Annotated in this window: 22 protein-coding genes, 1 tRNA gene, 1 rRNA gene and 2 pseudogenes; 25 read left to right on the plus strand and 1 reads right to left on the minus strand. The window is 37.0% G+C overall.

Annotated features, from left to right (window positions below):
- The 23 genes and pseudogenes from dnaA (at position 1) to ftsH (ending at position 23,014) form a co-directional block, all read left to right on the plus strand.
- The gene (dnaA, locus tag E8M05_RS00005) at positions 1 to 1,356 is read left to right on the plus strand and encodes a chromosomal replication initiator protein DnaA (protein ID WP_003067030.1); all 1,356 of its coding nucleotides are present in this window, start codon (positions 1 to 3) and stop codon (positions 1,354 to 1,356) included.
- A 157-nt stretch (positions 1,357 to 1,513) separates the two neighbouring features.
- Positions 1,514 to 2,650: a DNA polymerase III subunit beta gene (gene dnaN / locus E8M05_RS00010; RefSeq protein WP_003067033.1), complete on the plus strand. Its 1,137-nt coding sequence runs from the start codon at positions 1,514 to 1,516 to the stop codon at positions 2,648 to 2,650.
- A gap of 130 nt (positions 2,651 to 2,780) precedes the next feature.
- Complete coding sequence (locus E8M05_RS00015) at positions 2,781 to 3,665, plus strand: diacylglycerol/lipid kinase family protein (RefSeq protein WP_003067036.1); 885 nt, start codon at positions 2,781 to 2,783, stop codon at positions 3,663 to 3,665.
- Between the two features lie 11 nt (positions 3,666 to 3,676).
- Positions 3,677 to 3,871: a DUF951 domain-containing protein gene (locus E8M05_RS00020; RefSeq protein ID WP_003067038.1), complete on the plus strand. Its 195-nt coding sequence runs from the start codon at positions 3,677 to 3,679 to the stop codon at positions 3,869 to 3,871.
- Positions 3,872 to 4,011: 140 nt separating this feature from the next.
- On the plus strand, positions 4,012 to 5,127 hold the full coding sequence (gene ychF / locus E8M05_RS00025; RefSeq protein ID WP_003067043.1) for a redox-regulated ATPase YchF: 1,116 nt from the start codon (positions 4,012 to 4,014) through the stop codon (positions 5,125 to 5,127).
- Positions 5,128 to 5,204: 77 nt separating this feature from the next.
- Positions 5,205 to 5,774 (plus strand): aminoacyl-tRNA hydrolase, encoded by a 570-nt coding sequence (gene pth, locus E8M05_RS00030; protein ID WP_003067049.1) that lies wholly within the window; start codon positions 5,205 to 5,207, stop codon positions 5,772 to 5,774.
- Positions 5,775 to 5,778: 4 nt separating this feature from the next.
- Entirely contained in the window at positions 5,779 to 9,276 is a 3,498-nt protein-coding gene (gene mfd, locus E8M05_RS00035; RefSeq protein WP_043881199.1) for a transcription-repair coupling factor, read from the plus strand.
- 184 nt (positions 9,277 to 9,460) lie between these two features.
- Positions 9,461 to 9,511: pseudogene (locus tag E8M05_RS11350) on the plus strand (hypothetical protein); the annotation flags it as partial.
- 394 nt (positions 9,512 to 9,905) lie between these two features.
- Positions 9,906 to 10,401: pseudogene (gene dfrF, locus E8M05_RS00045) on the plus strand (trimethoprim-resistant dihydrofolate reductase DfrF).
- A gap of 84 nt (positions 10,402 to 10,485) precedes the next feature.
- Positions 10,486 to 11,016, plus strand: a complete 531-nt coding sequence (locus E8M05_RS00050; RefSeq protein WP_002303421.1) for a dihydrofolate reductase family protein — start codon at positions 10,486 to 10,488, stop codon at positions 11,014 to 11,016.
- 530 nt (positions 11,017 to 11,546) lie between these two features.
- Positions 11,547 to 11,804: a DUF3781 domain-containing protein gene (locus E8M05_RS00055; RefSeq protein ID WP_002409475.1), complete on the plus strand. Its 258-nt coding sequence runs from the start codon at positions 11,547 to 11,549 to the stop codon at positions 11,802 to 11,804.
- Positions 11,801 to 12,271: a GyrI-like domain-containing protein gene (locus E8M05_RS00060; RefSeq protein WP_002303261.1), complete on the plus strand. Its 471-nt coding sequence runs from the start codon at positions 11,801 to 11,803 to the stop codon at positions 12,269 to 12,271. The genes E8M05_RS00055 and E8M05_RS00060 overlap by 4 nt, the downstream gene beginning before the upstream one ends.
- A 127-nt stretch (positions 12,272 to 12,398) precedes the next feature.
- On the plus strand, positions 12,399 to 13,613 hold the full coding sequence (locus tag E8M05_RS00065) for an XRE family transcriptional regulator (protein ID WP_002323151.1): 1,215 nt from the start codon (positions 12,399 to 12,401) through the stop codon (positions 13,611 to 13,613).
- A gap of 988 nt (positions 13,614 to 14,601) precedes the next feature.
- Positions 14,602 to 14,811, plus strand: coding sequence for a hypothetical protein (locus E8M05_RS00080; RefSeq protein ID WP_002303258.1), 210 nt, complete (start codon positions 14,602 to 14,604; stop codon positions 14,809 to 14,811).
- Between the two features lie 111 nt (positions 14,812 to 14,922).
- Positions 14,923 to 16,536 carry a recombinase family protein gene (locus tag E8M05_RS00085; protein ID WP_002323152.1) on the plus strand — a complete coding sequence of 538 codons (1,614 nt, stop codon included), beginning with the start codon at positions 14,923 to 14,925 and terminating at the stop codon, positions 16,534 to 16,536.
- A 186-nt stretch (positions 16,537 to 16,722) separates the two neighbouring features.
- Positions 16,723 to 17,004, plus strand: a complete 282-nt coding sequence (locus E8M05_RS11355; protein WP_230321703.1) for a hypothetical protein — start codon at positions 16,723 to 16,725, stop codon at positions 17,002 to 17,004.
- 135 nt (positions 17,005 to 17,139) lie between these two features.
- Positions 17,140 to 17,412, plus strand: coding sequence for an RNA-binding S4 domain-containing protein (locus tag E8M05_RS00095; protein ID WP_003067061.1), 273 nt, complete (start codon positions 17,140 to 17,142; stop codon positions 17,410 to 17,412).
- Positions 17,399 to 17,770 carry an FtsB family cell division protein gene (locus tag E8M05_RS00100; protein WP_003067065.1) on the plus strand — a complete coding sequence of 124 codons (372 nt, stop codon included), beginning with the start codon at positions 17,399 to 17,401 and terminating at the stop codon, positions 17,768 to 17,770. Before E8M05_RS00095 ends, E8M05_RS00100 begins: the two co-directional genes overlap by 14 nt.
- Position 17,771: 1 nt before the next feature.
- Positions 17,772 to 17,891 (plus strand): SP_0009 family protein, encoded by a 120-nt coding sequence (locus tag E8M05_RS00105; RefSeq protein WP_003067068.1) that lies wholly within the window; start codon positions 17,772 to 17,774, stop codon positions 17,889 to 17,891.
- A gap of 15 nt (positions 17,892 to 17,906) precedes the next feature.
- On the plus strand, positions 17,907 to 19,193 hold the full coding sequence (locus E8M05_RS00110) for a serine hydrolase (protein WP_003067070.1): 1,287 nt from the start codon (positions 17,907 to 17,909) through the stop codon (positions 19,191 to 19,193).
- A gap of 4 nt (positions 19,194 to 19,197) precedes the next feature.
- Positions 19,198 to 20,463, plus strand: a complete 1,266-nt coding sequence (tilS, locus tag E8M05_RS00115; RefSeq protein WP_003067072.1) for a tRNA lysidine(34) synthetase TilS — start codon at positions 19,198 to 19,200, stop codon at positions 20,461 to 20,463.
- Positions 20,464 to 20,467: 4 nt separating this feature from the next.
- Positions 20,468 to 21,010, plus strand: coding sequence for a hypoxanthine phosphoribosyltransferase (gene hpt, locus E8M05_RS00120; RefSeq protein ID WP_041974053.1), 543 nt, complete (start codon positions 20,468 to 20,470; stop codon positions 21,008 to 21,010).
- Between the two features lie 21 nt (positions 21,011 to 21,031).
- A complete protein-coding gene (gene ftsH / locus E8M05_RS00125; RefSeq protein WP_003067077.1) occupies positions 21,032 to 23,014 on the plus strand; it encodes an ATP-dependent zinc metalloprotease FtsH in 1,983 nt (660 codons plus the stop codon).
- A gap of 128 nt (positions 23,015 to 23,142) precedes the next feature.
- Here ftsH and E8M05_RS11360 read toward each other — a convergent pair whose 3' ends face one another.
- Complete coding sequence (locus tag E8M05_RS11360) at positions 23,143 to 23,316, minus strand: IS3 family transposase (protein ID WP_231557411.1); 174 nt, start codon at positions 23,314 to 23,316, stop codon at positions 23,143 to 23,145.
- A 1,368-nt stretch (positions 23,317 to 24,684) separates the two neighbouring features.
- On the opposite strand from E8M05_RS11360, the gene E8M05_RS00140 reads away from it, so the two are divergent.
- A 16S ribosomal RNA gene (locus E8M05_RS00140) occupies positions 24,685 to 26,233 on the plus strand.
- A 55-nt stretch (positions 26,234 to 26,288) separates the two neighbouring features.
- Positions 26,289 to 26,361 (plus strand) — tRNA-Ala (locus E8M05_RS00145).
- Positions 26,362 to 26,468: the final 107 nt, after the last annotated feature.

Genomic DNA, 26,468 nt, shown 5'->3' on the forward strand with positions numbered 1-26,468 from the left:
ATGACTGAAAATGAACAAATCTTTTGGAGTAGGGTTCTGGAATTAGCAAAAAGCCAACTAAAACAAGCAACGTATGAATTTTTTGTTTTAGATGCTCGTTTGATTCAAATTGAGCAAAATACGGCTACCATTTATTTAGACCCTATGAAAGAGTTGTTTTGGGATAAAAATCTTAAACCAATTATTTTGACGGCTGGTTTTGAGGTTTATAATGCTGAAATTGTTGTCAACTATGTCTTTGAAGAAGATTTAGCCAATCAAACAGAAATAATGACCACTTCACAAGCTGTTCCAACAACTCAAAAAAACACTTTGCCCCTAGTTGATTCTGATTTAAATACCAAATATACCTTTGATAACTTCGTACAAGGTGATGAAAACCGTTGGGCATTTTCTGCGTCTTACGCCGTTGCAGACGCTCCAGGAACAACTTACAATCCTCTTTTTATTTGGGGAGGACCTGGGTTGGGAAAAACTCACTTGCTCAATGCCATTGGTAATGCGGTTTTGCAAAATAATCCCAATGCACGTGTAAAGTATATTACTGCTGAAAATTTCATCAATGAATTTGTTATTCATATCCGTTTGGACACAATGGAAGAGTTAAAGGAAAAATTCCGCAATCTTGATGTTTTACTAATTGATGATATTCAATCCCTAGCTAAGAAAACATTGTCTGGGACACAGGAAGAATTTTTCAATACTTTCAATGCTCTTTATGATAATAACAAGCAAATTGTACTGACAAGTGACCGTACACCTGACCATCTGGACAACCTGGAACAACGTCTGGTCACGCGCTTCAAATGGGGCTTGACAATTAATATCACTCCCCCTGATTTTGAAACACGTGTTGCCATTTTAACGAATAAAACGCAAGAATATAATTATATTTTTCCGCAAGATACCATTGAGTATTTAGCAGGACAATTTGATTCCAACGTTCGTGACCTTGAGGGAGCTTTAAAAGATATTAGCCTAGTTGCTAGCATTAAAAAGATTGAAACCATTACAGTTGATGTCGCAGCAGAAGCGATTCGCGCTCGTAAGCAAGACGATCCAAAAATGACAGTCATCCCAATTGATGAAATCCAAAGCCAAGTTGGAAAATTCTATGGCGTTACTGTTAAAGAAATCAAGGCAACCAAACGGACACAAGATATTGTTTTAGCGCGCCAAGTAGCTATGTATCTCGCACGTGAAATGACTGATAACTCACTTCCAAAAATCGGGAAAGAATTTGGCGGTCGCGACCATTCAACAGTCTTACATGCCTATAATAAAATCAAAAATATGTTAGCTCAAGATGACAGTTTACGTATTGAAATTGAAACCATAAAAAATAAGATAAAATAGGTTTTGTGGATAACCAATAAAATCCACAGCAACTTATCCACAGGTTGTTAACAACTCTTTTCGCGCGATGCCCGTGCGATTTCAGGACTTATCAACAGTATAAACAAGACCTACTACTACTACTAATTTAATACTTAATAACTAAAGGAGTTTTCCTATGATTAAATTCTCAATTAATAAATCTTTCTTTCTTCAAGCATTGAATGCAACCAAGAGAGCTATTTCGACTAAAAATGCGATTCCTGTTTTATCAACAATTAAAATTGAAGTTCAAAATAGTAACATTACATTAACTGGTTCTAACGGACAAATTTCAATCGAAAATACTATTCCAACTTCTAATGAAAATGCAGGTTTGCTGATTACTTCAACTGGTGCTGTACTATTAGAAGCAAACTTCTTTATTAATATCGTTTCAAGTCTTCCAGATGTGACATTGGATTTTGAAGAAATTGAACACCATCAAATTGTTCTAACAAGTGGTAAATCAGAAATTACCTTAAAAGGAAAAGATGTTGATCTTTACCCTCGTCTTCAAGAAATGGCTACTGAAAATCCTTTAGTTTTGGAAACAAAACTATTGAAATCTATCATTGCTGAAACAGCCTTTGCAGCAAGTCTTCAAGAAAGCCGTCCAATCTTGACTGGTGTTCACATGGTTCTTAGTGACCACAAAGACTTTAAAGCAGTCGCAACTGATTCTCACCGTATGAGCCAACGTAAATTAACTTTGGAAAATACTTCAAATGATTTCAACGTTGTTATTCCAAGTAAATCTTTACGTGAATTTGCAGCTGTATTTACAGATGATATTGAAACGGTAGAAGTTTTCTTCTCTGATAGCCAAATGCTCTTTAGAAGTGACTACATTAGCTTCTATACACGACTTTTAGAAGGAAATTATCCAGATACTGACCGCTTGTTGACAAATGCTTTTGAAACAGAAGTGACATTTAATACCAATGCACTTCGTTCAGCAATGGAACGTGCTCACTTGATTTCAAATGCAACACAAAATGGTACTGTTAAACTTGAAATTGCTAATAATAGCGTTTCTGCTCACGTTAACTCACCTGAGGTCGGTAAAGTTAACGAAGAATTGGATACTATTGACCAATCAGGCAATGATTTGACAATCAGCTTTAACCCAACTTATCTGATTGAAGCTCTTAAAGCCTTGAAGAGTGAAACAGTTGTTATTCGCTTTATTTCACCAGTGCGTCCATTTACTTTAATGCCAGGTGATGATGCTGAGAACTTTATTCAATTAATCACTCCAGTTCGTACAAACTAAAAATCTTTAAGAAAAATTTAAGGAAGAATTTATACACTATAAACATCCTAAAACTTTTCTTTTTCATAATCTCCAGCGAGAACACTGTTTATGCGGTGTTCTCGCTTTTTATGGTATAATATCTATTAATATGACGCTTTATATTATTGCTAATCCCCATGCAGGAAATCATGGGGCAAAACAAGTTATCAGTGATATTGAAAAACATCATACATCAGATATTTGCACTTTATTAACACGCTATAAAAACGATGAATTACATCAAGTTGAGAAACTGCTAAAAACATTTGACCCAGAAAAAGATAAGCTTCTGATTGTCGGAGGCGATGGGACATTATCAAAAGTTCTCTATCATTTGCCAGCAAATCTTCCATTTGCCTATTATCCTGTCGGATCTGGTAATGATTTTGCGCGTGCTCTTGGTATAGTACCGAACTTAGATACATTATTAGTCTCGTTAACAAATCAACCTAAAGGAATTACGGTTTACAGTTATCAAGAATGTTTAGTATTAAATAGCTTAGATTTAGGATTTGCAGCATGGGTTGTTAATCAAGCTACTAATTCAACGTTAAAAACTGTGCTTAATAAATGCCACCTTGGGAAATTGACTTATGTTGCAATCGCTATTCAATTTTTATTAAAAAATCCCCTCCAAGCTTCTGTGAGTTTGGAAAGTTCGGAAGGAGATAACTTAATATTAAATGATCATTTCTTTTTTTCACTAGCTAATAATACTTATTTTGGTGGGGGTATCATGATTTGGCCAACAGCGACTGTTCATTCTGAGAATTTGGAGTGTGTTTATGCCAAAGGAGAAACTTTTTTCCAACGATTAACGGTACTGTTGTCTTTGGTTCTTAAAAGACATGAGAAATCGTCTTACTTAAATCATTGTTCGTTAAAACAGGTTACGGTTAATTTTCCAAAAGAGAGTTTAATTGAAATTGATGGTGAAATTGTATCATTGAATGAAATTACTTTATCATCACAAAAACGCTATATTTATTTGTAAAAGGAGAAACGATGTACGAACTTGGAAGTCACGTTGAAATGAAAAAGCCCCATGCTTGTAGGATAAAAGCTACTGGAAAAAAAGCCAATGAATGGGAAGTCATTCGAATTGGGGCTGATATTAAAATTCGTTGCACAAACTGCGACCATATCGTCATGATGAGCCGCCACGACTTTGAACGCAAATTAAAGAAAGTTTTGTCATAAACTAAAAATAATCAATAATCATACTTAACTCAATTTTTATGGCTAATAGCGCTTGCTATATAGTAGAAATGCTTGTTTAATGCTGAGTTTTTCTGCTATAATAGGTATGATTGAATAATTTAAACGGAGACTTATAAAATATGGCTTTAACAGCAGGTATTGTTGGTTTACCAAATGTTGGAAAATCAACTCTTTTTAATGCGATTACAAAGGCAGGTGCGGAAGCTGCTAACTATCCTTTCGCGACAATCGACCCTAACGTTGGTATGGTAGAAGTGCCAGATGAACGTTTACAAAAATTGACTGAACTTATCACACCTAAAAAAACAGTTCCAACAACCTTTGAATTTACTGATATTGCGGGTATCGTAAAAGGTGCTTCACGTGGTGAAGGTCTTGGTAATAAATTCCTTGCTAACATTCGTGAAGTAGATGCTATCGTTCATGTTGTTCGTGCTTTTGATGATGAAAATGTTATGCGTGAGCAAGGACGTGAGGATGCTTTTGTTGACCCACTTGCAGATATTGACACAATTAACTTAGAATTGATTCTTGCTGACTTGGAATCTGTTAATAAACGTTATGCGCGTGTAGAAAAAGTGGCACGTACTCAAAAAGATAAAGATTCTATCGCAGAATTTAGCGTTCTTCAAAAAATTAAACCAGTCCTTGAGGATGGAAAATCAGCACGTACGGTTGACTTTACAGAAGAAGAACAAAAAATTGTTAAACAATTGTTCCTTTTGACAACAAAACCAGTACTTTACGTTGCAAATGTTGATGAAGATAAAGTAGCTAATCCAGACGATATCGAATACGTAAAACAAATTCGTGAATTTGCTGCAACTGAAAATGCAGAAGTTGTTGTTATCTCAGCGCGTGCCGAAGAAGAAATCTCTGAACTTGATGATGAAGATAAAGCATTATTCCTTGAAGACCTTGGTTTAACAGAATCTGGTGTTGATAAATTGACACGTGCAGCTTATCACTTGCTCGGTCTTGGCACTTACTTTACAGCAGGTGAAAAAGAAGTTCGTGCATGGACATTTAAACGCGGTATCAAGGCTCCTCAAGCAGCTGGTATCATTCACTCTGACTTTGAACGTGGGTTTATCCGTGCGATTACAATGTCTTACGATGACTTAATCAATTATGGTTCTGAAAAAGCTGTCAAAGAAGCAGGTCGTCTTCGTGAAGAAGGGAAAGATTATGTGGTTCAAGATGGTGATATCATGGAATTCCGCTTTAACGTATAAGCAAAATTAATTAAATATTGCCGAGGTTGGAAAAAAGTTTTTCCAGCCCTTTTGGCATTTATTGGAAAGGAAAATTAATGGTAAAAATGATTGTTGGTCTGGGAAATCCAGGCAGTAAATATCACGAAACAAGGCATAATATTGGTTTTATGGCAATTGATCGCCTTGCTAAGGTTTTCAATGTCACATTTTCAGAGGAAAAGAATTTTAAAGCAGAAGTTGGTTCTTGTTTTGTCAACGGAGAAAAAGTTTATCTAGTCAAACCAACCACTTTTATGAACAATTCAGGTATCGCTATTCATGCTTTGTTGACGTATTATAATATTGATATTAAAGATTTCTTGGTGATTTACGATGATTTAGATATGGAAGTGGGTCGTATTCGCCTACGTCAAAAAGGCTCTGCTGGTGGGCATAATGGCATAAAATCTATCATTGCACACACTGGAACGCAGGCATTTGACCGTATTAAAGTTGGTATTGGACGTCCGAAGCAAGGCCGTTCGGTAGTTGACCATGTTCTTGGAAAATTTGACCAAGATGATTATATTACAGTTACTAATACACTTGAAAAGGTTAATGAAGCTGTTCAATTTTATTTACAGGAAGCAGATTTTGTAAAAACCATGCAAAAATTTAATGGGTAAGTCTATGAATATTATTGATTTATTTAGCCAAAATAAGATTATTCAAACATGGCATAGCGACGTGGCTAATCTTGGTAGGCAACTGATTATGGGCTTATCAGGTTCTAGCAGAGCTCTTGCCATTGCTTCTGCTTATCAGGCTAATGAGGAAAAAATAGTTGTCATCACCTCAACACAAAATGAAGTTGAAAAATTGGCTAGTGATTTATCTAGCTTGATTGGTGAGGACAAGGTTTATACTTTTTTTGCGGATGATGTTGCGGCGGCAGAGTTTATTTTTGCCTCGATGGATAAGGCACACTCACGCCTAGAAGTTTTAAATTTTTTACAAGATAATAAGCAATCTGGTATCTTAATTACAAGTTTAGTGGGAGCCCGTGTTTTACTACCAAATCCTGAAATTTATGCTGAAAGTCAGCTAAATTTTGTTGTCGGTGAGGATTACAACATTGACAAGGTTGTAAAGGTACTGTCAAATGTCGGTTACCAAAAAGTATCACAGGTTCGTAATCCAGGCGAATTTAGTCGGCGTGGTGATATCGTTGATATTTATGAGATGACCGCTGACTATCCTTATCGTTTAGAGTTCTTTGGTGATGAAGTTGATGGCATTCGTCAGTTTGATGCAGAAACCCAAAAATCACTTAGTAATATTGAGCAGGTAACCATTTCCCCAGCTGATGAGCTCATTTTATCGGAAGAAGATTTTGCTAGAGCTAGTAAGGCATTTGAGACGTTTTTAGAGACTGCTAAAGATGAACAGCAGGCTTATTTAAGTGAGCTTTATGCTGCAACTCAGGAACAGTATAAGCATCAAGATATTAGACGTTTCTTATCACTCTTTTATGCGAAGGAATGGACGTTACTTGATTACATTCCTAAGGGAACACCAGTCTTTTTTGATGATTTTCAAAAGCTAGTTGACCGCAATGCTAAGTTTGATTTGGAAGTTGCAAACTTATTGACAGAAGATTTACAACGTGGTAAAGCAGTGTCAAGTTTGGTTTACTTCGCTGATATTTATAAAGACTTACGTCAATATCAGCCAGCAACGTTCTTTTCTAATTTTCATAAAGGATTAGGTAATCTTAAATTTGATAAACTTCATAATTTTACACAATATCCAATGCAAGAATTTTTCAATCAATTTCCGTTATTGATTGATGAAGTTAATCGTTATCAAAAATCTAAAGCGACCGTTTTAATTCAAGCAGATTCGGAACATGGTTTAGAACGTTTACAGGAGAATTTACATGAATATGGCTTGGAATTACCTGTGGTTGCTACAGATGATTTACAAGCACAACAAGCTCAGCTAGTCGTTGGCAATTTATCAAATGGCTTTTATTTTGCTGATGAGAAAATTGTTCTCATTACCGAGCACGAAATTTACCATAAGAAAATTAAGCGCCGTATTCGTCGTTCAAATATTAGCAATGCCGAACGTTTGAAAGACTACAATGAATTGTCAAAAGGTGATTATGTGGTTCACCATGTTCATGGTATTGGTAAATTTTTAGGAATTGAAACAATTGAAATCCATGGTGTGCACCGCGATTATTTGACCATTCAATATCAAGGCTCTTCAACAATTTCATTGCCAGTAGAGCAAATTGAAAGTTTATCAAAATACGTTTCTGCAGATGGCAAGGAACCTAAAATCAATAAATTAAATGATGGTCGTTTCCAAAAGACCAAACAAAAGGTTTCTAAGCAAGTTGAGGACATTGCGGATGATTTGTTGAAATTGTATGCGGAACGTAGTCAGCTAAAAGGTTTTGCTTTTTCACCAGACGATGATTTGCAGCGGGAATTTGACGAAGATTTTGCTTTTGTAGAAACAGAGGACCAACTTCGCTCTATCAAGGAAATTAAGAACGACATGGAAGAAGATAAGCCAATGGATCGCTTATTGGTTGGGGATGTTGGCTTTGGTAAAACAGAAGTTGCGATGCGCGCCGCTTTTAAAGCTGTTAAAGACCATAAACAAGTAGCTGTCTTAGTGCCAACAACTGTTCTTGCTCAACAACACTACACAAATTTCTCAGAGCGTTTTGAAAATTATCCTGTTACAGTTGATGTGCTTAGTCGTTTTCGTAGCAAAAAAGAACAAAATGACACCCTAGACAAGTTGAAAAAAGGTCAAGTTGATATCATTATTGGTACTCATCGTCTGCTATCTAAAGATGTTGATTTTGCTGATTTAGGTTTGATTATTATTGATGAGGAGCAACGTTTTGGCGTTAAGCACAAAGAAAAATTAAAAGAGCTTAAGACTAAAGTTGATGTATTGACCTTGACAGCGACTCCAATTCCACGAACCCTTCACATATCAATGTTGGGAATTCGCGACCTATCAGTTATTGAAACGCCACCGACTAACCGTTACCCTGTTCAAACTTACGTTTTGGAAACTAATCCTGGTCTGATTCGTGAGGCTATCATTCGTGAAATTGACCGTGGCGGACAAGTTTTCTATGTTTACAATAGGGTGGACACCATTGACCAAAAAGTGTCAGAATTGCAAGAGTTGGTTCCTGAAGCAAGTATTGGTTTTGTTCATGGTCAGATGAGTGAAATTCAACTTGAAAATACGCTCATGGACTTTATTGACGGTGTTTACGATGTTCTGGTTGCGACAACTATCATTGAAACAGGTGTTGATATTTCTAATGTTAATACTTTATTTATCGAAAATGCAGACCACATGGGCTTGTCAACTTTGTATCAACTTCGTGGACGTGTTGGGCGTTCTAATCGAATTGCTTACGCCTACCTCATGTACCACCCAGACAAGATTTTGACAGAGGTCTCTGAAAAACGTTTAGATGCCATTAAAGGCTTTACAGAATTAGGTTCTGGTTTCAAAATTGCCATGCGTGATTTGTCCATTCGTGGTGCAGGAAATATTCTTGGCGCCTCACAAAGTGGTTTTATTGACTCTGTTGGTTTTGAAATGTATTCGCAGTTACTAGAAGAGGCTATCGCTAAGAAACAAGGCAAATCTCAAGCGCGCCGTAAGAGCAATGCGGAGATGAATTTACAAATTGATGCCTATTTACCAAGCGAATATATTAACGATGAACGTCAAAAAATTGAAATTTACAAACGTATTCGTGAAATTGAAAGTCAGAAAGATTATCAAAGTTTACAAGATGAGTTAATTGACCGTTTTGGCGAATACCCAGACCAAGTCGCCTACTTACTTGAAATTGGCTTGGTTAAAGCTTATATGGACAATGCTTTCACAGAACTTGTGGAACGTAAAGATAACAATCTATTAGTACGTTTTGAAAAAGCTTCGCTGCAACATTACTTGACACAAGATTATTTTGAAGCTCTTTCAAAAACAAACTTGAAAGCCCGTATTGGCGAAAATCAAGGTAAAATTGAAATTACTTTTAATATCCGTGATAAAAAAGATTATGAGATTTTAGAAGAACTTCAGAATTTCGGTAAAATGCTAGCTGAAATCAAATCCAGAAAAATTGAAAAGGACTAGTTGTCAAAGCCTTTTGTCAGTAGAAAGTTAGTATATCAAAGAGATTTTATGGTAAACTTTTTGATAAAGTCTAGACTGGAATTATCAAGGAGGTCAAAATGGAACTTGAATACAGATTAGTTGAATTGAGAAAGAAAAAAATCTCTCCCAATAAGAATTAGCAGAAAAGCTCTATGTTTCACGTCAAACAATTTCTAATTGGGAACGAGGTGTTTCCCAAACAAAAAGATATTAAGAAACAGCCCATGTTTACCTGCTTGCAAACAAAAGAATATTGCTACTAGACTAAGAGATACTACATAAGTGTGTTGGTATCTCTTTTTTGTTGCCGTGAAACAGCAGACTATTTCATTTCTGCTTGATTACCTTAAAACTTATTAGTCTATGGTTTGTCAAGGGCTTGTTGCGTGAGAAATGCTGAATATCACCCTTTACAAAACATAGGCTGATAAGTAACTTTTCAAAAGCAGAAAAGAAATGGCAATGCTTATAACAATATGATATAATGCAGATGAAGACAAAAAAGGAATTTGTCGAGCTGGTTAGTTCGAGATAATTTTGAGTTTGTTAAGATGTGGTGCACTTGATGGAATCACAGGTACGACATCATATTATGGAGGATGAAATAGATGATAGGTTTGATTGTTGCGAGGTCAAAGAATAATGTTATAGGCAAGAATGGTAATATACCATGGAAAATAAAGGGAGAACAAAAGCAATTTAGAGAGTTAACAACGGGTAATGTGGTTATTATGGGGCGAAAGTCTTATGAAGAAATCGGTCATCCGTTGCCTAATAGAATGAATATTGTTGTTTCCACCACAACAGAGTATCAAGGAGATAATTTAGTTTCAGTTAAATCATTAGAAGATGCATTATTATTGGCTAAAGGACGAGATGTATACATATCTGGTGGATATGGACTATTTAAGGAAGCTTTGCAAATAGTAGATAAAATGTATATCACAGAAGTAGATTTAAATATTGAAGATGGAGATACATTCTTTCCAGAATTTGATATCAATGATTTTGAAGTTTTGATAGGGGAAACACTTGGTGAGGAAGTGAAATATACGAGAACATTTTATGTAAGGAAAAAATGAATTGAGTAAATTTTGGATTTAGGGTGTTTTCATAAATATATTGCTTTTTATGCATATATAAATTGTTGTAAGACAAATTCCTGTTTGTATTTATAAAAGAGAAAAAATGAGAAAAGTAGTTTTATTTATTGCCATGAGCCTTGACGGATATATTGCGGACGGTAATGGTGGAGTAGCTTGGCTAAATGGTCATGGAAATGACAATGAAAACATCGACACTTATACAGAATTTACCAAAGATATAGATACTGTCTTAATGGGGTGGAATACTTCTCATCAGGTTGTTACTGAACTTTCTCCGCAAGAATGGGTATATAATAAATTTACAACTTATGTATTAACACATAAAGAGTGCAATTCTTCCCAACAAATTCATTTTACAAGTGAAAATCCTGTTTTATTATTGGAACGGCTAAAACAAGAAGCAGGAAAGGATATTTGGATTTGTGGCGGAGCAAATCTTGTTCAGCAGTTGGTAAGCAAAAATATGATTGATAAATATTACATTTCTGTTATTCCTACTCTGTTAGGAAATGGGGTTCGTCTTTTGGGCAACATAGACAGGGAAATAAAGTTAAGGCTTTGTAAAACACAGACTTATAACGGAATAACCGATTTGATTTATATGCGTAGATAACTAGAGAGAAACAGAAAAGCTGTTAAACCGACGGAGCGATCCGACCACGTTGGCGGGAAAATCCTTAAGATTTTTCCGCCATGCTTGCAAGGGGGCGGTTCGCTTCGGCGGTTCGGCGAGCTTGCGAGCCGTTCAAAGCCCCCGTTATCTAACAAGGGGGGCACAAAAAACAAGAAACACTATACACTAACAAGCGGAAAACGCTGTATTTATAAGGCAAAACCCCATTTTTACAGTAGTGATATAAATTGTACCTATATCACTATGAAAATTGAATAGTAAATATGAGAAAGACAGTTGATTTCAAAAAATAAGAAATTGATTGTCGTTTTCTTTTGCAGAAATTTAAGTGCAGGCAATTATGGTAGTTGTCGTAATTGCTGTCAGCTCAGTGTTTATCACTGATGGTGTGAAAGATTTACGGTTGGAGATGTTCAATAAGATTATTGGTGCTTAATTATTTTTATTGTAGTGCTGATATGAGAATGTTATAATTGGGGTATAAAACATACAAATAAATTTGCTGAAAAATGAGGTATCAAAATATGGAAAATGAATTACTGGAAAACTTAGGAAGACTTCACACAACTGAACTTGGCGTTATTAGAATTAAAAAGAACTTATCTTTGAATGTAGAAAATGTAATTGAATGGTGCAAAGAAAAAATTAGCCTTTCTAATGCGGAAATCACAAGAAAAGGAAAAAACTGGTATATAACGATTGATAATTGTATTATAACGGTAAATGCGTACAGTTATACCGTTATCACTTCTCACAAGGTAAAATGATAAATTTTTCTATAAAGGAATTAAACGCATTTGCAGTTATTGGGCAGGAAGTAGAACTGACTAATTATCAAAAAAAGAATATTCAGATTAGTACACAGTTTTGGAGAAAGTTTAACAGTAGTTTGAAAAAAGCGTATCTTTCACAATCAGGAAATTGGGTAAAATATGCTTTTATGGAAAGAAGAAATGGAAAACTTTATTATTTCTGTTCTATTCCCCAAAGAACCATTACCCCAGAGGGCTTTCTGTATAAAGAAATACCGTCTTATAAATATTTGGTTGTGGAGCATATTGGTGCTATGGATAAAATATATGAAACTTATGGCAAGATTTATGAAGAAATTATTCCTAGTACATCGTATATTCCTATAAAAGATATTATCCTACACTTTGAAAAATACGATTATCGTTTTCATTGGAATAGTGATAATTCAGTTATTGAAATTTGGATACCTATTCAAGATTAGAAGCAATTTTATATCCCTACACACAAAGCAGTTAGTCTTAGGATTGACTGCTTTTTCTATACAGATTTTTAATGACAGGCAATTATCAATTATGGTAGTTGCCTTTTTTGATTGGAGGAATTGAAGAATGAATGATAAAAACTTTATTGAAGAACTAAGACAAAAGCGTGAGGAATACGGAGTAACACAAACAAGGCTTGCTGTTGCCTGTGGTATCAGCCGTGAATATTACAACCGCATTGAAAAAGGAAAACAGCCATTGAATGACGAATTAAGAGAAATCATAGAAAAACAGATTGAGCGTTTCAATCCGCAAGAACCACTATTCTTATTGATTGATTACTTTCGTGTCCGCTTTCCTACTACGGACGCATTGGCGATTATCCGTGATGTATTACAACTGAAATCTAATTACATGCTTTATGAAGATTATGGAAAATACGGATATGAAAGCAAATATGTACTTGGCGACATCAATATCATGTGTTCCATGCAGGAGCATTTAGGTGTTTTATTGGAACTGAAAGGCAAAGGCTGTCGGCAAATGGAATGTTATCTACTGGCACAGGAACGCTCATGGTATGACTTCATGCTGGATTGTATGACGGCTGGTGGTGTGATGAAACGGCTTGATTTGGCTATCAATGATAAAGCAGGAATATTGGATATTCCAAAGTTAAAGGAAAAATACAAGGCTGGCGAATGTATCTCCTACTTCCGTATGCAGAAAGATTACAGCGGTACAGAAAAATGCGGTAGCGATTTACCAAAGAATACAGGAGAAACCTTATATCTCGGTTCAACAAGTAGCGAATTATATATGTGTGCTTATCAGAAAAATTATGAGCAGTATGTCAAGAATGGCACAGAAATTGAAGATACGGAGATTAAGAACCGTTTTGAAATACGCATGAAGAACGAACGAGCCTATTATGCGGTTGTAGATTTACTGACCTATCGGGACGCTGAACGCACCGCTTTTTCTATCATCAATCATTATGTCCGCTTTGTTGACAGAGAGGACGACAAGCCAAAAAGTCAATGGATAACAAATGATGATTGGGCATGGTTTGTAGGGGAAAACAGAGAGCCGATACGCTTAACCACAAAGCCAGAGCCTTACACTTTACAAAAAGCGTTGCATTGGCTACAAAGACAAGTCGCACCAACCATAAAAATGGTACAGGCATTAGACAGAGAAAATCGTACAACGATACTGAAAGATATGATTGAGCAGGCAGAACTAAAAGACAAGCATAAACATTTATTACAATTAGAGAAATCAACCATAGAAGAACGTATAGATACCGCTGTTCCACAAGAGAATGACGGTATTTTTTAATGTAATTGAAAAATTTCAGATTTAGTCAGCAAAGAGCTGTTTTCATTCCCTATGTGAAGTGAAAGAAGAAAAATAAATTTTTTATTAAATCTGCAACAAAATGGCTACTTGCGTACAGATATGGTGCGAGAAAAGGAAATCTAAACTTTTTTTGAAAATAGGTCATTAAATCGGGGCTTGCTGTCCCTATATGAAGTGAAAGAAGAAAAAAGTTTTGAAAAAATGACGGAAATTCGTGATTAGTGGACAGTCTTCTGTGAAAAGAGGAAAAACATCATCATTTTGTATTCAAACAGGCATTAGCAGTTGAGTGTTGATGTGAAAAGATGAAAATACTTTGTTCTCAACTTAACAATTTAAGGTTTCCGTTCCCTATATGGTGCAAAGAAAATATTTCATTCTATTGTTGGCAGTAACGGTATGGTTTGGGTAGTTAGGGTGTGAAAAGGAAAATATTCTTTTTTCATCATCAACTTAGCAAAATGACATTTTCTATCCCTATATGGTGCATGAAAAGAAGTTAAAATTTTTCCATTTAAACTTAGCAAATGGACGTTTGCTGTACAGATAGTAGTGAAAAAGGAGAAAATCAACCGTTGATTGCCAAAATGAACCGTTCCATTTGTACTAATAATGGAAAAAGTTTTGGATTTTGGTTACGTTTCTCCTCTTTTCCAACGCGATATATAGGAAAGACGATTTTTTTCTTTCAATCGTTCTTTGACAACTGAATAAAGTAATTCAATACGTTTGACAGACAGCTAGCCGTTGAAACAAATACGCCACGACCTTTCCCCTGCAAGAGCGAGCGAAAACCTATTTGTGTTCTTGTAAAAGATTTGTCCTCTTTTATCGCCATGACCTGTACTGTCAGATAATGATACTCCCGTACAGCCACAGCTTGAGCATTAAGAGCGTCGCACGCAATGGGTACGGCTACATAAGAACTATGCAGAGGTGGAACTCCTGTGGGCTATGACAAAAGCCGTTGAATTGCTTAGAAAGATTTTACAGAAAGGGGGTATGTGTTATTGATAATGCTGTAAAAACAATTCAAAAGAAAAATGGCAAGTGTGGCATTGGCAACAGAGGAAAGACAAAGATTGTAGTAAAAGAGCATTTTTCCGAAAAGGGCAAAACAATGGAAGAACTTCTAACTGATGTCATGCTGGAAAAAGCAAAGCAGACAATCGCATAAAATCGGTGCAGTTGTAAGAAATAGATTGAATGACAAAAAGTACCCGTGTTATACTTTACTTGCAAGCAGGTATTGTAAACACGGGTTAGTTATAAAGGAGGATAACTGACAATGAAACAACAGATTTACAATACTGCACTTTATCTTAGGTTAAGCCGAGATGATGAATTACAGGGCGAAAGTTCCAGCATTACCACACAGAGAAGTATGTTGCGTTTATATGCAAAAGAACATCATTTGAATGTCATTGATGAATATATTGATGACGGCTGGTCGGGAACAAATTTTGACAGACCGAGTTTTCAAAGAATGATTGAGGATATAGAGGCAGGAAAAATCAACTGTGTTGTAACGAAAGACCTTTCCCGTCTTGGCAGAAATTATATTATGACAGGACAATATACAGAATTGTATTTCCCTAGTCATAATGTCCGCTACATAGCGATTGATGACGGTGTAGACAGCGAAAAAGGCGAAAGTGAGATTGCACCATTTAAGAACATCATCAATGAATGGGTGGCAAGAGATACAAGCCGTAAAGTCAAATCAGCATTTAAGACAAAGTTTGCGGAGGGGGCTCATTACGGTGCTTATGCTCCGTTAGGATATAAGAAACACCCTGACATCAAAGGAAAACTGTTGGTTGATGATGAAACAAAATGGATTATTGAAAAAATCTTTTCCCTAGCCTATCAAGGTTACGGAAGTGCAAAAATCACAAAGCAGTTAAGAGCAGAAAAAGTTCCGACAGCGTCATGGCTAAATTTTACAAGATACGGTACTTTTGCACATATCTTTGAGGGAAAACCCGAAAGTAAGCGTTATGAGTGGACGATTGCTCATGTCAAGGCGATATTGAAAAGTGAGGTTTATATCGGAAACAGTGTTCACAATATGCAGTCTACGGTATCGTTCAAGAGCAAAAAGAAAGTGCGTAAGCCCGAAAGTGAATGGTTTCGAGTAGAAAACACTCACGAGCCGATTATTGACAAGGAAGTGTTCTATCGTGTGCAGGAGCAGATAAAATCAAGACGCAGACAGACAAAGGAAAAGGCAACGCCGATTTTTGCAGGGCTTGTCAAGTGTGCGGATTGTGGTTGGTCTATGAGATTTGGAACGAATAAGACAAATAAAACGCCTTACAGTTATTATGCTTGCAGTTACTACGGGCAGTTTGGCAAAGGTAATTGTTCTATGCACTACATTCGTTATGATGTGCTGTATCAAGCCGTATTGGAACGCTTGCAGTATTGGGCTAAGGCAGTACAGCAGGACGAAGAAAAGGTATTGAACAAGATACAGAAAGCTGGCAATGCAGAGAGAATACGGGAAAAGAAGAAAAAGGCAAGTACATTGAAGAAAGCCGAGAACAGACAAAATGAGATTGACCGTTTATTTGCGAAAATGTATGAAGATAGAGCCTGTGAGAAGATAACAGAGCGAAATTTTGTGATGTTGTCCAGCAAGTACCAAAAAGAACAGATAGAACTGGAACAGCAGATAACAAGCCTAAGAGAAGAACTAAGTAAAATGGAACAGGATATGATAGGTGCTGAAAAGTGGATTGAGTTAATCAAGGAATATTCCGTACCAAAGGAACTGACAGCACCATTATTAAATGCCATGATAGAAAAAATCCTCATACATGAAGCAACAACGAATGAGGATAACGAAAGAATACAGGAAATTGAGATATATTACCGATTTATTGGAAAAGTTGAGTAATCAACAAGAGTAATATTTTTAACTAAGGGAAACCGGTAAAACTTACCCAGATATTAATTCACTTTTGTTGATAGCGACCTATGTTGACATTTCCTTAGATAATCTAATCAAAGGAGATGTTGATATTATGAAACATCAAGTTGACCAGTCGCAGTTTAAGAAATGGCTCATTATTGGAGGAATTTCTTGGTAGCAGTACCCACACGTTATTTATTGGATTCAGGACAGGCGGCTGCGATTCTGTGGCTGTTGGCTATGCCAGTTGCCTATCCAGCTTTTCAAATATTATATATCTTAAAAAATCGAGAACTTCAGACCTATGCTGATAGTTTAAATTTTTTAAATCCTAAAAAGAGTGTAAAAACAAGTATTTTAAGTGAATTGTGGTTTGTGGTTAGTGTGATAGTTATTACATTTATTATCTTTTTTGCTGGTACAGTTATTTCTGCTCTGATTTTTCATTATTAAATTATTTTAAGCCATTTCATAATTTACATAGGAAGGTATTAGCTTTCTTTTATTACATTATCTTAACAAACGCGTTTAAGTCGGCTATTTTCCTAAAAAAATGATAAAATAGAAAAGATTGCGAGGTGACATATTATGAGACTCGATAAATATTTAAAAGTATCCCGTATTATAAAACGTCGTCCAGTAGCTAAAGAAGTTGCAGATAAAGGACGCATCAAAGTCAATGGTATCTTAGCCAAATCATCAACTGATTTAAAAATTAACGACGAAATTGAAATTCGTTTTGGAAATAAATTGCTAACAGTACGTGTTCTAGAAATGAAAGATAGCACGAAAAAAGAAGATGCAACCAGAATGTATGAAATCATTAACGAAACAAGGATAGAAGCGGATGGAGAAGCCTAATATCGTTCAATTGAACAATCAATATATCAATGATGAAAACACCAAAAAACGTTATGTCGAAGAAGAAAACCGCAAACGTAATCGTTTTATGGGTTGGATTTTGATTGTTGTCATGTTACTGTTTATTTTACCAACTTATAACCTTGTTAAAAGTTACCAAACTTTACAAGAGCGTAAAGAGCAAGTTGTTTCACTGCAAAAAAGTTATGATAAATTAGTCGTTGAAACAGACGCAGAAAAGCTACTAGCTGACCGTCTAAAAGATGATAGTTATGTTGAAAAATATGCTCGCGCTAAATATTACTTATCACGTTCTGGTGAAACAATCTATCCGTTGCCAAACTTATTACCAAAATAATATGGAAAATTTAATCGAAACCATTGAAAAATTTCTGGCTTATTCCGATGAAAAATTGGAAGAATTAGCCAAAGAAAATCAAAAACTCAGAGAAGAAAATCATCAATCAACTAAAAACTAACGAAAGGAGAAGCCGATGAAAAAACTATTTGCAGTAATGCTGATACCATTTTTCTTGACTTCTCTTTCTGTTGTTAGCACCGAAAAAACGATTGCCTTAACAAATGAAGAAAAGTATCAATTGACATCAAACGTAGTAGCGGAAACAACTTATTTTGATAGTATTCCGACCAATCCTATTTTGGCTCAAGACAGTAACACCTACAAAGACACTGCTTTAACGACAGTATCTGATACTTTATCAGCTGGTGATACGTTATCAATTGTTGATTTAACCATTAATGATAGTGCCATTCCAGTTTTTGAATTATCGGATGGTAGTTATATTGAAGCCAGTCGTCAATTCATTTATGATGATGTTGTGATTAGCCAAGAAAATATTTCAAAAGAATATTGGCTAGAAGATGGTTTTAAAGTTTATCAAGCACCTTATGTCACGGGAACCAAAGAAGTAAAAACTGATTTGACTTCGTATTCAGAAGTGACAGTGACTCAAAAAGCAACAACTTACCACGGAACATACTATAAAGTAGATGGTAAAGGCTGGATTAGCGAAGATGATTTGTCAGCTACTGATAACCGTATGGAAAAAGTTCAGCAAGTTCTTAATCAAAAATATAATAAGAGTAATTATTCTATTTACGTTAAGCAGCTATCAACGCAAACAACCGCTGGGATTAACGCTGATACTGTTATGTATTCAGCAAGCATTGCTAAATTGGCTACACTTTATTATGTTGAGGGAAAACTTCAAGATGGTACAATTTCAGCAAATGATACTTTAAAATATGTTGATGCTGTCAATAGTTTTGCTAAAGCCTATGACCCAAGTGGTAGTGGTAAAATTAGCAAAACCGCTGATAATAAAGAATATGCTATTGACGATTTGTTAAAAGCTGTCGCTCAAAATTCTGATAATGTGGCAACTAATATTTTAGGTTATTATGTTGCTAATCAATATGATGATGACTTTAATTCAGAAATTAGTGCGATAGCAGGAACAGATATTGATATGAAAGCACGTAATATGTCATCTAAGACAGCAGCTAACTTAATGGAAGCTATTTACAATCAAGATGGTGACATTATTTCTTATCTATCATCAACTGCTTTTGATACAACACGTATTTCAAGAGATATTGACGTTCAAGTAGCTCATAAAATAGGTGATGCCTATGATTACAAACATGACGTTGCCATTATTTATGCTGATGAACCTTTCATCTTGTCAATTTTTACCAACAACGCTTCTTATGACGATATTTCAAATATCGCTAATGATGTTTACGCCATTTTAAAATAGTGATATGTACGATAATATTTTTAAAGAAATTCAAAAAAAGGCATATTTTGCCAAACATAAAAAAGTTTTAATAGCTGTATCGGGTGGAGTAGATTCTATGAATCTGCTACACTTTTTGTATATATACCGTGATAAATTAGAAATTGAGATTGGAATTGCTCATATCAATCATAAACAGCGACAAGAGTCAGAAATGGAAGAAGCCTATCTTTGTGAATGGGCTGAAAAACATCAGATTCCGATTTATGTCGATTATTTTTCTGGTATTTTTTCGGAAAAAGCTGCGCGTGATTTTCGTTATCAATTTTTTAAAAAAATTATGGTAGAAAAAAACTACACTGCTGTGGTGACCGCACATCATGCAGATGACCAAGCTGAAACGATTTTTATGCGTTTTTTGCGTGGCAGTCGTCTCCGTCATTTATCAGGAATGCAGGGTGTCAGCTCGTTTTGTACAGGAGAATTAATCCGTCCTTTTTTGACAATCTCTAAAAAAAATTTACCAGAAATTTTTCATTTTGAAGATGATTCTAACCAGTCATTGGATTATCTGCGAAATCGTATTAGAAATCAATATCTGCCAAGTTTGGAAAAGGAAAATCCCAAATTTAGGCAAGCTTTGCAACATCTTGGACAGGAAAGTCAACAACTCTTTCAAGCTATTCAAGATTTAACAGCAGAAATTGATGTAACAGATTGTTCGCAATTTTTAGCACAAACAACAGCTGTACAAGCTGTCCTTTTTCAAAATTATCTTGAAGAATTTCCTGATTTGCAAGTGTCACACGGTCAATTTGATGAAATGCTGCGGTTGTTACGAAGTAAGGCAAATGTAGTTTATCAAATCAAGGGAAATTATTGGTTAAAGAAAGATTACCAAAGCTTTCAGGTCACAAAAATCAGACCTAAGACCGATAGGGAATCAGCAGAAAAAATGCTAGAATATGACAGTATAGTCAAATATGGTCAGTATCAATTTCAATTTAAAAACAAGGATGAGGATGGCATTCCTGTTTATAGTTCTCACCCCATTCTTTTAAGACAAAGACAAGCGGGTGATTCCATTGATTTTGGAACTTTTTCAAAAAAATTGCGTAGGCTTTTTATTGACGAAAAAATTCCGATTCAAGAACGAGCAGATGCTATTATCGGTGAACAAGATAAAAAAATTATTTTTGTCTTGGTTGGCGGTAAAACTTATTTGAGAAAATCCTCTAAACATGATATAATGGGGGGCAAATTGTATATTGAAAAAATTAGAAATAGGTGATGTCATGCTTGAACAAGATATTGAAAAAGTTTTGTACTCAGAAGAGGAGATTATTGCCAAAACCAAAGAATTAGGCGAACAACTAACGAAAGATTATGAAGGCAAAAATCCTCTTTTAATCGGTGTTTTGAAAGGTTCTGTACCATTCATGGCAGAATTAATCAAACACATCGATACACATGTTGAATTAGACTTTATGGTCGTTTCTAGTTATGGTAATCAAACAACTAGTAGCGGTGAAGTTAAAATTTTAAAAGACGTTGACACTAATATTGAAGGTCGTGATGTCGTCTTTATCGAAGATATCATTGATACTGGACGTACTCTTAAATATCTTCGTGATATGTTTAAATACCGTAAAGCAAATTCAGTAAAAATTGCAACTCTTTTTGATAAACCAGAAGGTCGTGTTGTCGAGATCGAAGCAGATTATGTCTGTTACGATGTTCCAAACGAATTTATTGTAGGGTTTGGTCTTGATTATGCTGAGCGTTACCGTAATTTACCATATGTTGGTGTACTAAAGGAAGAAATCTATTCAAAATAATAGAAGGTCGATAATTACTATATGAAAAACAACAAAAATAATGGCTTTGTTCGAAATTCCTTTATTTACATTCTTTTGATTATTGCAGGGATTACAGCCTTTCAATATTATCTAAGAGGGACAAGTACACAAAGTCAACAAATTAATTACTCAACTTTAATTAAACAAATTAAAGCGGGTGATATTAAATCAATCACTTACCAACCAAGTGGAAGTATTATTGAAGTCAGTGGTGAATATACAAAAGCTCAAACGACTGAAACAAGTTCAAGCCTTCCGTTCTTGGAGGGAAGTACCACTTCTACTGTAACAGAATTCACTTCAATTGTTTTACCAAGTGACTCTTCTATTGAAGCCATTACAAGTGCAGCAGAAGATGCCGATGTTGAAGTTACTGTCAAACAAGAAAGTTCAAGCGGAACTTGGATTTCTTACATTATTACTTACATTCCTTTCATTGTCTTGATTGTCTTTTTCTTTGTGATGATGAATCAAGGAGGAAATGGCGCTCGTGGAGCGATGAGTTTTGGTAAAAATCGTGCCAAATCTCAAAGTAAGGGTAATGTAAAAGTTCGTTTCTCTGATGTCGCTGGTGCTGAAGAAGAAAAACAAGAACTTGTTGAAGTTGTTGATTTCTTGAAAAATCCGAAAAAATACAAAGCCCTTGGTGCTCGTATTCCTGCTGGTGTCCTTTTAGAAGGCCCTCCGGGAACAGGTAAGACACTCCTTGCTAAAGCTGTCGCTGGTGAAGCTGGTGTTCCATTCTTCTCAATCTCAGGTTCTGATTTCGTTGAAATGTTTGTTGGTGTCGGTGCAAGCCGTGTAAGATCGCTTTTTGAAGATGCTAAAAAGGCTGAACGTGCCATTATTTTCATCGATGAAATTGACGCCGTTGGACGCCGTCGTGGCGCTGGTATGGGTGGTGGAAATGATGAACGTGAACAAACGCTCAACCAACTCCTTATTGAAATGGACGGTTTTGAAGGCAATGAAAGTATCATTGTTATTGCAGCAACAAACCGTAGCGACGTCCTAGACCCAGCCCTTCTTCGCCCAGGACGCTTTGACCGTAAGATTCTTGTAGGTAGCCCAGACGTAAAAGGACGTGAGGCTATTCTCCGAGTTCATGCTAAAAATAAACCATTAGCAGAAGATGTTAATCTAAAAGTTGTTGCTCAACAAACACCAGGATTTGTAGGTGCTGACTTGGAAAATGTTCTTAACGAAGCAGCCCTAGTGGCCGCTCGTCGGAATAAGAAAAAAATCGATGCTTCAGATATTGACGAAGCAGAAGATAGAGTTATTGCAGGCCCTTCTAAGAAAGACCGTACGATTTCTCAAAAAGAACGAGAAATGGTTGCATATCACGAAGCAGGACATACAATCGTTGGTTTAGTACTTTCAAGTGCACGTGTTGTCCATAAAGTTACTATTGTGCCACGTGGTCGTGCTGGTGGGTATATGATTGCCCTTCCTAAAGAAGATCAAATGTTACATTCAAAAGATAATTTGAAAGAACAATTAGCTGGTTTGATGGGTGGTCGTGTTGCTGAAGAAATTATCTTTAATGCTCAAACAACAGGTGCTTCAAATGACTTTGAACAAGCCACACAATTAGCTCGTGCTATGGTGACTGAGTACGGTATGAGTGATAAACTTGGTCCTGTTCAATATGAAGGAAATCACGCAATAATGACAGGCCAATTGTCACCTGAAAAGACCTATTCTGCACAAACTGCACAAATGATTGATGATGAAGTTCGCACACTTCTTAACGAAGCACGTGATAAAGCTGCGGATATTATCAATAATAATCGTGAAACACATAAACTTATTGCAGAAGCGCTTCTAAAATATGAAACACTTGATGCTGCTCAGATTAAATCAATCTATGAAACAGGAAAAATGCCTGAAGAACTAGAAAACGATAGTGAAGAAGCACACGCTCTATCATATGATGAAGTCAAAGAAAAGATGGATGACTCTGATGATTCTAAAGAATAGTATAAATTCTTAATATCAATGATTACCAAAGAGAGAGCCTATATGTCAAGCCCCAAATAAAATGGACAGTAAAAAAGGTTAGTGTTTTAGAAGGTATGCTTCCCTAAATTCTAAGGGAGTCATACCTTTTAATTTTTTTGTGGTCTGTGGTAATTATACCAGTCAGTGTATTCCCTGATTTGACGGACGAGGGTTTCCCTGTCCTCAGGCGGAAATAGTCTTAAGGACTCACTCTTCAAGTGGGAAAAGAAATTCTCACATGCTGCATTATCATAACAATTTCCCTTGCCAGAATGAAGGATACAGACTTTGGTTGAATCCTAGGAATCATGAAAGACCAGGTCAATGTTGTCAAAAACTAACTTGTTATCATTGAAATCTGATAGCGTATAGGCTAAAATGGAAGTGTCATAACAATCTTTAATGACACTCAGGAACATTCTCCCTTGTTTGTGGTAAACGTAGCTGACATCTGTTGTCAGTTTTTGGAGAGGACGTTTTGCTTTAAAGTTTCGGGCAAGCATGTTGTAGTGGACGTGTCTTGCCTTTTCATTTATCTCTCGTTGCGTACAGTATCGATACCGCTTCTTCCGAATAGGGACTGGTGACCAAGAATACGCATATAGCGCAAGACAGTTTTAGAGTTAGGGGAAAGTTGATACTGTCTTCCCGGTTGATAAAAAATGAAGCGACAGCCCTTTTGAGTGTCATGGAAGATAGCTGTAATCTTTGGGGCTAAGTTCGCATCAAATCGCTTATAGACCGGTCTCCCCTTGCTCAACCAAAAGCAATAAGAAAAACTAGGGAAGCCGAAATAGACACACAAAGAGGAGACGGAGTAACGATCTTTCAACCGCTCCACTATTTGATAGAGGTGTGGACTCTTCTCACGGATTGAAGAGAGTCCTTAAGGTCTTTAAAATCGCATTCTCCATTCGTAGATAAGTATTCTGTTCCTCTAGATTCTTTGTTTTGGGACGACCAGTGGACTTCCTACCTTGTAAATCTTGGGTGGGTAAAGTAGGTTCTTCTCGGTATTTTCTTGTCCAAGTTAGAGTCTGGTTGTCTGATTTTAACCCATATTTTTTGACAATAGAAGGCCTCCCTCCGCTCTTTGCGCTTGGGTAGTCTAATTTGAACTCGGGTGGATATTTTGTGAACTTGCTTCCTTTTCAATATAAGCTCTCTTTTTTTGTAGAAAGACAAAAAACTTGAAGAGCCCCAATCGCCCTTTTTACGCCTCCCCTACACCTTTTCCACAATCTCCTTAGTCATATTCTCTACTACACCCCGTGAGGGGGACAAGCCACACTTAAAAAAGTTGATAGAAGTAGTTGACAGTTTATCTTAAGTTTAGTATACTAGTTGAGCTGTCGTAAGAGAGCAGGAGTCAGGCTTACAGAAAATCTAAAAAAGAAGTTGACAAAGTAAGTTTGAGATGATACACTAATATAGCTGTTGTCCGAGATGTTCAGCAGTAATCAGATTGAAACAGATTTGAAAAAAACTTTAAAAAAGTAGTTGACAAGCTGTTTTAGATTTGATAGAATATAGAAGTTGTCTCACGAGAGACAAAGACCTTTGAAAACTGAACAAGACGAACCAAACGTGCGGGTTGAGAAATCGACCTGTTAAGAAATAAATCTGTCAGTGACAGAATGAGAACAAGATTAAATGAGAGTTTGATCCTGGCTCAGGACGAACGCTGGCGGCGTGCCTAATACATGCAAGTAGAACGCTGACTACTTTAGCTTGCTAGAGTAGAAGGAGTTGCGAACGGGTGAGTAACGCGTAGGTAACCTGCCTACTAGCGGGGGATAACTATTGGAAACGATAGCTAATACCGCATAACAGTGTTTAACACATGTTAGATGCTTGAAAGATGCAATTGCATCACTAGTAGATGGACCTGCGTTGTATTAGCTAGTTGGTGGGGTAACGGCCCACCAAGGCGACGATACATAGCCGACCTGAGAGGGTGATCGGCCACACTGGGACTGAGACACGGCCCAGACTCCTACGGGAGGCAGCAGTAGGGAATCTTCGGCAATGGGGGCAACCCTGACCGAGCAACGCCGCGTGAGTGAAGAAGGTTTTCGGATCGTAAAGCTCTGTTGTAAGAGAAGAACGTGTGTGAGAGTGGAAAGTTCACACAGTGACGGTAACTTACCAGAAAGGGACGGCTAACTACGTGCCAGCAGCCGCGGTAATACGTAGGTCCCGAGCGTTGTCCGGATTTATTGGGCGTAAAGCGAGCGCAGGCGGTTTAATAAGTCTGAAGTTAAAGGCAGTGGCTTAACCATTGTTCGCTTTGGAAACTGTTAAACTTGAGTGCAGAAGGGGAGAGTGGAATTCCATGTGTAGCGGTGAAATGCGTAGATATATGGAGGAACACCGGTGGCGAAAGCGGCTCTCTGGTCTGTAACTGACGCTGAGGCTCGAAAGCGTGGGGAGCAAACAGGATTAGATACCCTGGTAGTCCACGCCGTAAACGATGAGTGCTAGGTGTTAGGCCCTTTCCGGGGCTTAGTGCCGCAGCTAACGCATTAAGCACTCCGCCTGGGGAGTACGACCGCAAGGTTGAAACTCAAAGGAATTGACGGGGGCCCGCACAAGCGGTGGAGCATGTGGTTTAATTCGAAGCAACGCGAAGAACCTTACCAGGTCTTGACATCCCGATGCTATTTCTAGAGATAGAAAGTTTCTTCGGAACATCGGTGACAGGTGGTGCATGGTTGTCGTCAGCTCGTGTCGTGAGATGTTGGGTTAAGTCCCGCAACGAGCGCAACCCCTATTGTTAGTTGCCATCATTTAGTTGGGCACTCTAGCGAGACTGCCGGTAATAAACCGGAGGAAGGTGGGGATGACGTCAAATCATCATGCCCCTTATGACCTGGGCTACACACGTGCTACAATGGTTGGTACAACGAGTCGCAAGTCGGTGACGGCAAGCAAATCTCTTAAAGCCAATCTCAGTTCGGATTGTAGGCTGCAACTCGCCTACATGAAGTCGGAATCGCTAGTAATCGCGGATCAGCACGCCGCGGTGAATACGTTCCCGGGCCTTGTACACACCGCCCGTCACACCACGAGAGTTTGTAACACCCGAAGTCGGTGAGGTAACCATTTAGGAGCCAGCCGCCTAAGGTGGGATAGATGATTGGGGTGAAGTCGTAACAAGGTAGCCGTATCGGAAGGTGCGGCTGGATCACCTCCTTTCTAAGGAAAAACGGAAGCACGTTTGGTAGTCTTGTTTAGTTTTGAGAGGTCTTGTGGGGCCTTAGCTCAGCTGGGAGAGCGCCTGCTTTGCACGCAGGAGGTCAGCGGTTCGATCCCGCTAGGCTCCATTGAATCGAAAGATTCAAAGTGATTGTCCATTGAAAATTGAATATCTATATCAAATTCCACAATTAGAAATAATTGTAGAAAGTAACAAGAAATAAACCGAAACGCT

It is taken from the genome of Streptococcus pasteurianus, from assembly GCF_004843545.1.
GTDB lineage: Bacteria > Bacillota > Bacilli > Lactobacillales > Streptococcaceae > Streptococcus > Streptococcus pasteurianus.